The organism is Lacticaseibacillus pantheris DSM 15945 = JCM 12539 = NBRC 106106, assembly GCF_001591865.1.
GTDB lineage: Bacteria > Bacillota > Bacilli > Lactobacillales > Lactobacillaceae > Lacticaseibacillus > Lacticaseibacillus pantheris.
In genome coordinates this window covers 1-12,508 of sequence record NZ_BCVS01000070.1, presented here as the reverse complement: position 1 = coordinate 12,508, position 12,508 = coordinate 1, and the positions used below count along the sequence as shown (strand labels likewise).

Below are 12,508 nucleotides of genomic sequence, written 5' to 3'. Positions count from 1 at the left end.
AAACGGTCATGACGGAGCGGTTCACAAAGCCGCAACCCCACCACCGCTTTGCCTGCACCCGCCCACCACCACCACCCGTAGAGCATAAAACCCCCGCAGCCACGAAGGCTACGGGGGTTATGATGGAGAACTATTTTTGGACGGCTTTGACGGCTTTGTCAATCGCGGCCTGCTGGTACTTGGCTGCGAGCTGCTTAGCCAATGCCTGTTCTTGGGCAGTGGTCATGCCTGGGTTCTTAGCCTTTGCGGCAGCGACCTGTTGCTGGATGGCCATCTGCAGTTGGGCCTTCTGGGCGGCAGACTGCTTCTGCGCCGCCTTCATGTTCTTGCTCAGCTGCTTAGCCTGACTAGTGGTCAGACTGTACCACGTAGACGGGATCTTGAACGTGTTGGTCTGCTTAATCAGGTGGTGGTTGTTCAACCCGTTAAACATCAACTTCGTAAAGTTGCTCTTGTATACCCACTCACGCTTAGTGGTCTGCATCTGCGCCACATCGGTCTTGCTAGTCACTACCCGGTTGTGAATCCGGTAGTCAGCCTTGGTGTGTTGCGCCTTAGCCTTGCTACTATCACTAATTTTGTAGATGTAAACGTTGTGGTCACCGTTCGTCCCCACATCTTGGTGGAGTAGCAGCGGTAACGCCTTGCTCGGTGAGGCCGAGTAGACCACCTGGCTGGTAGTAGTCGTTACTTGCTTCATGCCCAGGTGGTTTTGGTCGTTATCATAGATGGCCCAGATTGAGCCGAGCATGACGATACCCGTAACGGCAACAAAGAGCGTGCGGTACCAGGAGTTTTTCATTGTGACAAAGGAGATGAAGAGCAAGATGGTGCTAATGACTAATATCCAGAGAATCATTATGCTGCCTCCTTTGCTGCTTTGTTTGGCTTAACTTCGGTGGAATTCATCTTGGTGTTCAGGAAGAACGCCAGGATCCAGCCGAGTGCGCTGAAGCCCACGGCAATCCAGAATGCGGCGTGATAGCCGTCCAGCGTGGCGTTAAAGAAGCTGTTCTTGTAAGCCAGCGGGTCGGCTTTGAGTAGCGCATGTGCCGGACTGTGCTGGTTCGTCACGTTCGTCAGCACGGAGACCATGATGGCCGTCGTGATCGAACTGGCGATTTGCCGCAGCGTGTTGTTGACGGCGGTCCCGTGCCCAACCAGGTCCTGGCTGAGCGCGTTCATCCCGTTGGTGGTCAGCGGCATCATCGTCATCGAAATCCCAAACATCCGGACTGCGTACAGCACCGTGATGTAGATGGATGGCGTGGTGGCAGTCACGAACGCGTACGGAATGGTTGCGACCGCGAGCGTGAACAGACCCATCTGGGCGAGTCGCTTGGCACCGATGCGGTCAAAGATGGTCCCGGTAATCGGGCTCATGACGGCCATCATCAGGGCACCAGGTAGCAACGTCAAACCTGATTCCAGCGCGGACTTACCGTGGATAATCTGTAGGTACAACGGGATAACCATTTCGGCACCCACCATGGCCATGTTGGCGATGGACGCCAATACGGTTGACAGCGTGAAAATACGGGACTTGAATACCCGGAGCTCCAGGAATGGTGTGTCCATGTGGAGTTGACGGTAGGCAAATAGGGCGATTACTACGACACCAAGGATGATGGTGCCATAAACCACTGGTGAGCCCCAACCTTTGTCCCCAACTTCGGAGAACCCGTACAGCAAGGCACCAAACCCAATGGTGGATTCAATCAGCGAGAGAATGTCCAGACGTGGGTTATGTTGTGGCAGTACGTCACGCATGAAGAATACGGCGGAGACAATGACCAGGATGGTGACTGGAATCAGCATCCCAAAGAGGGTCCGCCAGCCGAAGTTATCAATGACAAATCCGGACAGGGTTGGTCCAATCGCTGGTGCCACCCCGATGGCGATGCCGGCCACACCCATGGCCGCACCACGTTTTTCTGGTGGGAAGATGGTCAGCATAATGTTCTGCAGTAATGGCATCGTGATACCAACACCAACGGCCTGAATTAAACGGCCAGCCAATAGGAAGGCAAAGCTGGGTGCGGTGAACGCCACCACCGTCCCGAGCAAGAACGTGCTCATGGCGATGAGGTACAGGCGCCTAGTAGGTACCTTAGAGGTCAGGTAGGCGGTCACGGGAATCATGATTCCGTTGACCATCATGAACCCCGTGGTCAACCACTGCACGGTGGCGGTGGAGATGTCGAAGGCCTTCATCAAAGTCGGGAAGGCCGTACTGAGAATGGTTTGGTTCAAAACGGTAGTAAAAACGCCGACAATTAGCGTCGCTACCAATAGGGTCACATTAATTTTGCGCCCGTTGTTATCAGTAATATTGTTCATTACGGTTGCCCAGCTTTTAATTTATTTTGCGACACGTTTATCGCATTGTGTTACAATTACGATATCAAATGTTACAACTAGATTTTCAGAAAGTCAATGAACGGGGTCCAAATAAATGGAGCACATGGAAAAATTTGTGAGCAAGATGCGGTCCTTTGATTTTTCAATGGGTATTGGGGAAACGTGTCGGGTGAGCGGCGTAACACCGGCGCAAATTCGCTATTGGGAGAAGAAAGGCTACATTCGGTCGATTCGTCATGGTGACGGGCAAAATAAACGGTATCCGTACGGCAGCGTTGCCGCAATTGTCTACATTAAAACCAAGATGGACGAGGGGTACACGTTGGCCCACGCTGCGGCCGAGGCCCAGCGTCACTTTGATGATATGCACGTCCTGAAACGGATGCTGTATCAGGGCGGACTCACCGTGGAGCAGCATGATGACTTTGCACTCGTTATGCTGGGTCAACTGAGTGATGAACCTCAATTTGACGTGGTCGCGCGGGTGGACGACGACGCAGTGACGCTTAGTAAACGGGCCCACCAGGAAGGGACACTGTAATGCGACCAGCAATTATATGGAATAAACAGTTGCAGTGGCGTGTTACCATGCGCGCCAGTAAGCGTCCCGCTGCGCCAATTACGGACACGCAGGCGGGCATCCGTGCGGCCATTACGGCGGACCCGCAGAATGCCGCGTACACCGCGGCGGGTGTTGAGCCACTGTACGTTGCGGATCCGCGAGCACGAATTTTGCTCATTGGGCAGGCACCGGGTCAGCGGGCGCAGGACGCACGGTTGTTTTTTAACGATCCCAGTGGCGACCGGTTGCGGGAATGGATGGACGTCACGCGCGACCAGTTTTACGACCCACGCAATTTTGCCGTGCTACCGCTAGACTTCTACTTTCCCGGTAAGGGCAAAGGTGGCGACCTCCCGCCACGCAAAGGGTTCGCGGACAAGTGGCTGCCCCAACTGATCGACCAGATGCCGCAGGTTAAGCTGACGGTGCTGATTGGCAGTTACGCTCAGCGGTGGTATTTGGGTCAGCGGGCGCAAAAGACGCTCACCGCGACCGTTGAGCATTACGCGGATTACTTGCCAGACGCGCTTCCCATTGTGCACCCATCCCCACGCAACCAGGCGTGGGTTAAGCAACACCCGTGGTTTAAGGACCAAGTAGTGCCGGAATTGCGGACCCGTGTGCACGGCCTGATTGACTAACGCAGTCTTAATCAGGCTTTTTTTGTGCCACAATTAAGAACAAAATGTCGATTAACCAGACAAAGATAAAAATGTTAGCGTTCCCATTCATACGGGCGTTTGTATGGGGGCAACGATACCTTTATAATGACAAATTGAATAAGCAAACTGGTCAAACCGTGAGGAGGCAATCCGATTGGCGCGAATGATTAAGTATTACGACGACGTCACGGATGACTTTGTGACTAGTGCACACCAGGACATCCGGATTCCCGATGATTACCAGTGGGAACACTCTGGTTGGTGGTGGCAGGCACGGCGCGTCGTGGTGACCGCCCTGGCTCGGGTTGCGGGGTGGTTCATTTTGCACGTGGGCTGGCACGTCCGCTGGGTTAACCGGGCGGCACTCCGCAATGCGGGCAAAGGGGGTTACTTCCTCTACGCTAACCACACGCAACCCGTGGGCGATCCGTTTCTGATGTTGGCTGCCGGCCAGTCACGCGGCTTTGCGGCTGTTGTTAGTGGTGCCAATCTGGGCATACCGTTTCTGGGGCGTATCTTACCGTGGGTAGGCGCGTTGCCGATACCGGAGGGGATGCACGGACTGGCACGGTTTAACCACGCCGTGCGGACGCAGATCGACGCGGACCGTTACGTGGCCATCTTTCCCGAAGCCCACGTGTGGCCGTACTATACCGGTATTCGTCCGTTCAGTGCGGCGGCATTTCATTATCCCGTCGCAACGCAGGCACCGGTGTACACCATGACCGTGACCTATCAGCACCGGCGTTGGGGCCGGCACCCGCGGATGACGGTGTTTATTGATGGACCGTTACGCCCGAACGTGACTTTGTCCCGGAAGCAACAACAAGTACAACTCGCGGACATGGTAGCAAGGCAAATGCGGCAACGCTCCGCTGAAAGCACGTATACATACATTACGTACCAAAGGAGGGACTAGTATGGATGTCCTATATTGTGGTGACGCCAAAATGGCAGATGGCCTGCTGATTTCGGTGCTGTCGCTACTGCGTACCGTGCAGGAACCGTTACACGTACACATTCTAACGGCGCACATTACCGTGGGCATGAAGGAATATCGCCCCGTCAACGACGAAACGGTGGAGTTGCTGTTGCAGCAAGTACAACAGGTTGATTCGGCGAACACGGTGGTGAAGCACGACGTGACCGAGTTGTTCAACATGGAGCCACCCTTGGCAAACATGGACACCATCTTCACGCCCAACTGTGTGCTACGGTTGTTTGCGGACCAGGTGCCGGATCTGCCCGACCGCATATTGTACCTGGATACCGACGTGGTGAGTCGTCGCGACTGTAGCGAGTTTTACCACCAGAACATGGATGGCATCGAATTGGCCGGCACTTTGGATTATTACGGGCGCTGGTTCTTCCACAATCGGGGTATCCGGTTTGATTACCTGAATTCCGGGGTGTTACTGCTCAACCTCAAGGAAATTCGCCGTACGGGATTGTTTGAACGGGCCCGGCGGTTGTGCGTCACCACGCAGATGTTCATGCCCGACCAGTCGGCTTTGAACCGGCTGGTGACCGAAGTGCGAATCATGCCACGTCGCTATAACGACCAGCGCCGCTTACACGCGGACACCGTTTTTCAGCACTTCACCACAAGTTTTCGGCTGTGGCCGTGGGTACACACGCTCACCGTGAAGCCTTGGCAGGTCACGGCCGTGCACGACCAGCTGAAATTGCACGAGTATGACGACGTGCTTGATGAATATGACCGTTTGGAACCCCAACTAAAGGATAAAAACTAATGACTGCAACAAGGACTATTCCGTTATTTTTCGCGGTTGACGACCGGTATGCGCCATACTTAGCGGTAACGTTAACCTCAATTATTCAAAACAGCAACTCCCAGCAACAGTATGAAGCCATCATCCTCCACGACCACTTAGCCCCGGAGCACCAGGACCGGTTGGCAAAGTTGGCGACGGATAACGTGCACGTACGGTTCGTCCAGATGGGGGATGCCTTTGCCCAACGCATGGCGAATGACCATTCCGAACTGCGTTGTGACTATCACACCCTGACCATTTTCTTCCGGTTATTTATTGCCGACATGTTCCCCGAGTACGACAAGGGTATCTATTTGGATGCAGACGTTGTGGTCACCACGGATATTGCACAAATGTTTGGGTTAGACCTGCACGGTAACTATCTGGGTGGGTGCATGGATACCTACCTGGCCGATTCCCCCGTGACCATTGCGTACGTTGAGGATGCCGTGGGCGTGCCGATGCAAAGTTACATTAATTCTGGAGTGCTGTTGATGGACCTGGCGGCGTTGCGACAGTGCAACCTCGGCGACCGGTTCCTCGCGTTGCTGCAGCAGTACGACTTTGATACCATCGCGCCCGACCAGGACTACATCAACGCGCTGGTGCACGACCACATTTTGCGGCTCGACCAGACGTGGAACACCATGCCGACTTTGCCGACCATGAATCAGGCGTTAACCCGGCCGAACGTGATTCACTTCAACCTTTTTGCCAAGCCGTGGCACTATGACCACGTGATGTACTCCGATTTCTTCTGGCAGTACGTCCCTGATTCCGGTTATGCCGACGAGATTGCTTTGGCTAAACGCAATTACAGCAAGGACGATGTGGCTACGGATGACGCCAACGCTGAGGAACTGGTCACCAAGGCGACGGCGCTGGTTGCCGACGCGGGTAACTTCAAGCACGCCAACGAGCGGGGCGTTCAGGTGCGTGTATGATTATTGGCGGAGACAAAGAGGCGGTGATCGCCAACATCCAGGAGCGGGTGCGCGCCGGTGAGTTCAATGCCAAAGTCGAGGTCGGCGATCCCCAGATGACCGTGGCGGCCCAGGCGGCCATCGCTGAACGGGCGTTGGCTCGCCACGACCGATTGGACTACCATGTGAACAACTTGATGGCGCGCGGGGCCATGAACGTAGCGGCGCGGGTAGTGAATCGCCATACGCGGTATACGGGGATGGACCACCTGCGGCAGTTGCGGGGTGGCGCCATTATTACTAGCAATCACTTTAACCCGCTGGAAAACTTGATTGAGCGACGTTTGGTGCAGAAGACTTTGCACCGGCGGATGTTCATCGTGAGTCAGGCCACCAACCTGGACTTTGACGGCGGGCTAGGGTTCCTAATGAATTACGCGGACACAATTCCGATTAGTCCCAGCACGAGCTACATGGCGCGGACATTTCCTGACGCGTTGGCGCGCGTGATGGCGGCTAATCAGCTGGTTTTGATGTATTCAGAACAGGAGATGTGGTTCAATTACCGCAAGCCGCGACCGGTGAAGCGGGGTGCGTACTACTACGCGGCACGGCTAGGGGTGCCGATTGTATCGTGCTTCGTGGAAATTCAGGATACTGGCAAAGTGGATAACGCGGAGTTCAACCAGGTGCGGTACGTTGAACACGTGCTGCCGCTGATCTATCCGGATCCACGTTTGGATGCGCGGGCGAATAGCGAGCACATGATGGCTGTGGACTACCAACAAAAGGTTGCGGCGTACGAGCAAGCATACGGGGGACCACTAACATACGACTTCACGCCCGACGACATCGCCGGATGGCGTCAACACTAGGCTCTGCTCACAATTGTGGGCGGAGCTTTTTTGTGGTTTTGTGCTGGCAAGCCAATGTTGTGGTGATAAATGTGTATCTAGGTGCGATGATTCTAGTCCAGTATATTGTTACCGTTATGGGGCTACGCAGTTATTTTTCACACCCGTGGCGACTGACACAAGTTGGGTAGTTAAAATAATCTGAATGGTGTGTTCCATGGTGTTCACACAGGCTAATTGCTTGACATTAATCACTTTCAACTAATTGACATTCTAATTTGGCCACGAAAGTTGATGGGTAATTCACGATTTACTACTTGGTAAACACAATCTGCCCAGATTACATGTCTTTGAGTGCTCACGAGTTCAATAAGAACACATGGGTAACCACTATCGTCGCCATACAGGACGATGTTAAACGTTCAATTTATATATTTCAGTGTGCGCAGTATCGGGAACGGGCGGATGGCGTTTGGTGCGGAGGCGTCATGTCCGGAGATGCGGTTAATACAGTAGTGAGAGGCTGCATCGGTCGGGTTGGTGAGTGGATTACCGCGGAGCGCCCACGGAAGCCGCAACTCACCAACCCGACCAACGCGGCCGCCAACCACTCACGTTGCAGGACCCGGAAGCCGCACCCCCGAACACCATCCGCACGCTCAATACTCGCTGTATTTGATTATCGTTTCAAACAGCACTAACGTATAGTTAGACGGTTAATCATTTTAGATACTGACTGAAAAGCCATATTGTTAAGGGGGAATTATATGGTACCCATAGCGGTAAAAGTAGATGATGATAGCCTAGAAATCAACTATCAGGACGACGACGCCCAACACACGCGTCGTCGAACCACGATTAAGTACAATCCGGAACAGACGATTGGTGCCAACCTCGAAAACATGCGTGTCAGGATGGCCGGCTTTCGCTTTGACGTCGTCATCGTGGATAACCCGCTCAGCTATCCCTTCACGGATACGGTGGTAGGCCTCAACCACCGGCGAATTGATATCGGTTTGGCCCTCATGAACATGTTCAACGTGCCCGTTGTGGCGCGGCCGACGGTACGTCAGCGGGGGCTGGCCGCCGCCGTCGCGGACAAAGTTGCGTATGCCAGCTGGCACCTGGACTATTACGGCGAGTATTCCGGTAAACGTAACTATGGTCAGGAAGCCATGCTGACGGTTGGCAACGGCTACTTTGGGTTGCGCGGTGCCTACGTCGAAGCAGTCGCCGATGCCGATAACTATCCTGGCCTGTACGTTGCGGGGGTGTATAACCAGAACACCACTAACATTAATGGTCGCAATGTCGTCAACGAGGATCTCGTTAACTTGCCCAACGCGCAGTACCTGTCCTTCGGCGTGGATCATGGGAACCTATTCAAAATACGACCGAGCGATATCCGTGACGTGTACCGGAGCCTGGATCTACGGACGGGACAGCTGCGGACCAGCATGCTGTTGAACCTGGCGACGGGCCACCAACTGGCCGTGACGGCAACCAAAATCGCAGATATGCACCATTACCACCGCTTCGCCATCCGCTACGAGGTCACACCCATCAACTTCGACGGCTCATTGCAAATCCACTCTGCCATTGACGGGCAGGTGACCAACGGAAACGTTGACCGCTACAACCAGTTTGATCAACGGCACGTGGTGGTCGACGCTACTGAAACTGACGCTACAGACGCCTGGTTAACCGGACACACGCGGCATTCTAACGTTCACTTTGCAATTGGGAGTCGGTTAAGCAGTCCAGATCGAGTGCTCAGCAATGCGGTTAATGGGACGCATACCACCAACGCGGCGCGGCAGACCGTCAATTTGGCGGTTCGTGCGGGCCATACGTACACCGTAGATAAGCTCGTGGCCGTTGTGACTGATCACGACGGCGAGCGAGCCGATATGGCATTAACCGACCGCGTGCGGGCCGAGCTACAGCAGGGCAGCTTTGAGGACTCGACCGCGGCTACCCAGAACTACTTTGATGACGTTTGGCGGCGGACCGATATCACCGTCACTGGCGATATCACTAGCCAAAAATTGTTACGGGTGAATACGTTCCACATGTTGGTTGCCGGTGCGGCGCTGGGTGCAGGCCACTTGGATGCCTCCACCGGCGCTCGAGGACTACATGGCGAGGCGTATCGGGGCCACGTGTTCTGGGACGAAATGTTCTGTTTCCCGTTTTACGTTGAGCATTACCCGGCGATTGCCAAGGCAATGATTATGTATCGTTACCGGCGTCTAGGAGCCGCGCGAAAGTACGCTCAATCGGCAGGACAAAGTGGCGCGATGTTCCCGTGGCAATCCGCTATGTATGGGGACGAGCAGGCACAGTCGGTGCACCTGAACCCATTGACCAACCAGTGGGATCCAGATAACAGTCGGCGTCAACGTCATGTATCGCTGTCCGTGGCCTACGAGGTATGGTTGTACGACCACGCTACTGGTGATCACGACCTCATGAACCGTTACGGCTTGGATATACTGCTGTCGGTGGTACGTTTCTGGTTAAGTCTAACTACCAAGAATTCAACGACTGGCCGTTATGATATCAACGGTGTAATGGGCCCCGATGAATTCCATGAGGAGTATCCCAATAGCAAGCGTGGTGGGTTAAGCAATAACGCCTACACCAACATCATGGTGGCATGGCTATTCAAAGTGGTTGCGAACCTACTGCAAACGTTGCCTGATAGTACCGTTAAAGCAGCTAGTGCCCGTGCGGGGTGGTCCAGCGAGGCTACCCAACAGTTAGACCAGGTGCGGACGCATTTACAGTTGGACATTAATGATGATGGTATTATCGGGCAGTTTCAGGGCTACTTTGATTTACCACGACTCGATTTTGACCACTACCGTCAGCGTTACGGTGATATTGCCCGACTCGACCGCATTTTGAAGTCTGAGGGTAAAACACCGGACGCGTACCAAGTGGCTAAACAGGCGGATGCCCTGATGGCTTATTACGTTCTTAATCGGGATGAAGTGGAGTCTCTAATTACCGCGATGGGCTACCGGCTGCCAGCACACTACTTCACGCACAACTTACAGTACTATCTGGACCGGACGACGCATGGTTCCACCTTATCGCGTATTGTGTACGCCGCTTTGAACCAGCAGGATGGTAACTACGATCAGTCATGGCAGCTTTTCCGTGAGGCCTTATTCTCTGACTATTACGATATTCAGGGTGGGACAACCGCGGAGGGTATCCATCTGGGTGTCATGGGCGCCACGTTACACGTCGCGACGAGTATTTATGGTGGTGTGAACGTGTTGGGCGACCAGGTAGTAGTTAATCCACACTTACCGCGGCAATGGCACCGGCTAAACTTTTCGATAAAGGTTCGCGGGGTACAGCTGCGGTTTATGATTAGTCGCCACACGGTGCGGCTAACGGCTGATCACGCAACTCGTTTGATGGTCGCTGGACAGCAAATACAATTGGTAGCTAACCAACAGCAAGAGATCCGGTACTAAGCCAAGTCGGATAATCGTGATTTGCAGGTTGACCTAGGCTGAGAGAGGAGCAGGAGACGATGAAAGCTAATTTTGAAGATATTCAAGGATTTATCTTTGACCTGGACGGAGTCATTACCGATACGGCACGCTTACACACGAAGGCATGGCGTCAGGTGGCCGACCAGGTGGGCACCCCGTGGTCGCAAAGGCTGCAGGATAGTCTGAAGGGTATTAGCCGCATGGAGTCACTGGAGTTGATCCTGAGGGCTGGCGGTCTGGCGCACACTTATAGCGATGAGCAGAAAGAGAAACTAGCTACCGCGAAGAATACTGAGTACTTGCGGTTGGTAGCCACCTTAACGCCAGCCGATATTTTACCGGGCGTGCAGTCCCTTCTTGATGATTTGGATGCCCACGGTTACAAAATGGCCATTGCATCGGCCTCCAGCAACGCGCCGATCGTGCTCCACCACTTGGGCTTGACGCATTACTTTCCGGAGGTGGTGGATCCACGTACGCTACATCACGGGAAGCCGGACCCGGAAATCTTTTTGCGGGCGGCCGAGCTAATCAAAGTTGCTCCAGCGCACTGCGTTGGCGTCGAGGATGCGGCAGCCGGTGTTGCGGGCATCGTCGCTGCGGGGGAAACCGCGATTGGGATTGGTGATGCAACCGTGTTGCGGGCCGCCGACATCAACTTTGCGGATACCAGTCAGATGACCTTGGTCAATATCCGTGCGGCTATGCGCACGCCCAGTGTCGCACTCAGTTAAAATGACGAACGGTCGGCCGTTAATGGCCAGCATGCGTCCGTTAACGCACGTAGTAATAGTTCAGAAATTGGGCTACTACTACGTGTGTTTATTTGCATAATGATGCATTACCGGAGTGCTTTTAGGCCCAAAACTGGTGTGGGTAAGTGGTAAATGGTGGCCGTTTACGTGAAAAAGTATTTATTTTAGGCCGTGCGGGTAGTATGCTAACATAGTTCGTATAAAAATTATCGTATCATTCGTATCAGCGATAACTAAAATGATACTAATGACAGCAAAATCAATGCGCCACGGCGCACACGGATCGAGGTCTGGAAATGATTAGGTTTTGGGGACAGCCAAAATTTAGCGTACCGACGGGTAAATTGGCGGGTTATGAACTATTTTTGCGTGAACGACCAACGCGGGAAGGCGAATGGCATCTTCCCGCCGACTTTGGCGCGTTTGCCGTCCGTGACTTTGATGAACTGCTACGGGCCACGTTGGCTACGCTCCCCCAGGATTTACAGTTGGTGTCCTTGAACCTTGATCAAGAGCAGTTTGTTGACCCCGATTATGTTGCTCAACTCGGACGTTGGCATCAATCTGGCGGGCCACAACTCATTATTGAACTAACGGAACGAATGGGTGTGGGTGCCAATCAGGTCACACCAGTCCGTCTGGTTGAGGCGGCGAGGATATACCAGGAAGCGGGGCTACGCGTCTGTGTCGACGACGTGGGCACCGGGGCTAACCAACCGGAACTGGTGGACGTGCTGGACCCAGTGGTCACGGAGTACAAGTATGCACTGCAAAACGTGCGTGGAACGGTGAACGTGGGAGTAATCCGCGCGCAGGTGGCGTACTGGTCGCAGCGTGCGCACCGACAGCACCATCAGTTTGCGCTGGAAGGGTGCGAGGGTGTGGCGGACTTAACGCTCATCCACGATTTCGCACCCGACCTTGTGCAAGGCTATTTCTTTGGACGACCACACCCGCTGACCATTGCGGCCGACTTGTCCATTTAGGTTGGTGGTTCTGGCCGGCGCGGGTGCCGTGGGGTACTGCGACTTTGTGGACCACTCCACGGTGCACGCTGCAGGTGGCTGGTCGTACTGGCGTAGTGGTGGAGGTTGAGCGGTTGGT

The 12,508-nt window shown here is 54.1% G+C and carries 11 protein-coding genes; 9 read left to right on the top strand and 2 right to left on the bottom strand.

Annotated elements, in window-relative coordinates:
- Window positions 1–130: 130 nt before the first annotated feature.
- Both LPA02S_RS08035 and LPA02S_RS08030 read right to left on the bottom strand, forming a co-directional pair.
- Window positions 131–859, bottom strand: coding sequence for a DUF4811 domain-containing protein (locus LPA02S_RS08035; RefSeq protein WP_054650797.1), 729 nt, complete (start codon window positions 857–859; stop codon window positions 131–133).
- Window positions 859–2,340: an MDR family MFS transporter gene (locus LPA02S_RS08030; RefSeq protein WP_056956796.1), complete on the bottom strand. Its 1,482-nt coding sequence runs from the start codon at window positions 2,338–2,340 to the stop codon at window positions 859–861. The genes LPA02S_RS08035 and LPA02S_RS08030 overlap by 1 nt, the downstream gene beginning before the upstream one ends.
- A gap of 115 nt (window positions 2,341–2,455) precedes the next feature.
- Here LPA02S_RS08030 and LPA02S_RS08025 point away from each other — a divergent pair, with 115 nt between their 5' ends.
- The 9 genes from LPA02S_RS08025 to LPA02S_RS07985 all read left to right on the top strand — a co-directional run bounded on the left by LPA02S_RS08025 (window position 2,456) and on the right by LPA02S_RS07985 (window position 12,390).
- On the top strand, window positions 2,456–2,902 hold the full coding sequence (locus tag LPA02S_RS08025) for a MerR family transcriptional regulator (RefSeq protein WP_082405438.1): 447 nt from the start codon (window positions 2,456–2,458) through the stop codon (window positions 2,900–2,902).
- 47 nt (window positions 2,903–2,949) lie between these two features.
- Complete coding sequence (locus tag LPA02S_RS08020) at window positions 2,950–3,564, top strand: uracil-DNA glycosylase family protein (protein WP_056956837.1); 615 nt, start codon at window positions 2,950–2,952, stop codon at window positions 3,562–3,564.
- A gap of 184 nt (window positions 3,565–3,748) precedes the next feature.
- Window positions 3,749–4,504: a lysophospholipid acyltransferase family protein gene (locus LPA02S_RS08015; protein WP_225350323.1), complete on the top strand. Its 756-nt coding sequence runs from the start codon at window positions 3,749–3,751 to the stop codon at window positions 4,502–4,504.
- Window position 4,505: 1 nt separating this feature from the next.
- Window positions 4,506–5,339, top strand: coding sequence for a glycosyltransferase (locus LPA02S_RS08010; protein ID WP_056956795.1), 834 nt, complete (start codon window positions 4,506–4,508; stop codon window positions 5,337–5,339).
- Window positions 5,339–6,304 carry a glycosyltransferase family 8 protein gene (locus LPA02S_RS08005; RefSeq protein WP_056956794.1) on the top strand — a complete coding sequence of 322 codons (966 nt, stop codon included), beginning with the start codon at window positions 5,339–5,341 and terminating at the stop codon, window positions 6,302–6,304. The genes LPA02S_RS08010 and LPA02S_RS08005 overlap by 1 nt, the downstream gene beginning before the upstream one ends.
- Window positions 6,301–7,158, top strand: a complete 858-nt coding sequence (locus LPA02S_RS08000) for a 1-acyl-sn-glycerol-3-phosphate acyltransferase (RefSeq protein WP_054650805.1) — start codon at window positions 6,301–6,303, stop codon at window positions 7,156–7,158. The genes LPA02S_RS08005 and LPA02S_RS08000 overlap by 4 nt, the downstream gene beginning before the upstream one ends.
- 746 nt (window positions 7,159–7,904) lie before the next feature.
- Window positions 7,905–10,628, top strand: a complete 2,724-nt coding sequence (locus tag LPA02S_RS07995) for a glycoside hydrolase family 65 protein (RefSeq protein WP_056956793.1) — start codon at window positions 7,905–7,907, stop codon at window positions 10,626–10,628.
- A gap of 59 nt (window positions 10,629–10,687) precedes the next feature.
- Window positions 10,688–11,383 carry a beta-phosphoglucomutase gene (gene pgmB / locus LPA02S_RS07990; RefSeq protein WP_054650807.1) on the top strand — a complete coding sequence of 232 codons (696 nt, stop codon included), beginning with the start codon at window positions 10,688–10,690 and terminating at the stop codon, window positions 11,381–11,383.
- 317 nt (window positions 11,384–11,700) lie between these two features.
- Complete coding sequence (locus LPA02S_RS07985; RefSeq protein ID WP_056956792.1) at window positions 11,701–12,390, top strand: EAL domain-containing protein; 690 nt, start codon at window positions 11,701–11,703, stop codon at window positions 12,388–12,390.
- Window positions 12,391–12,508 lie beyond the last annotated feature (118 nt).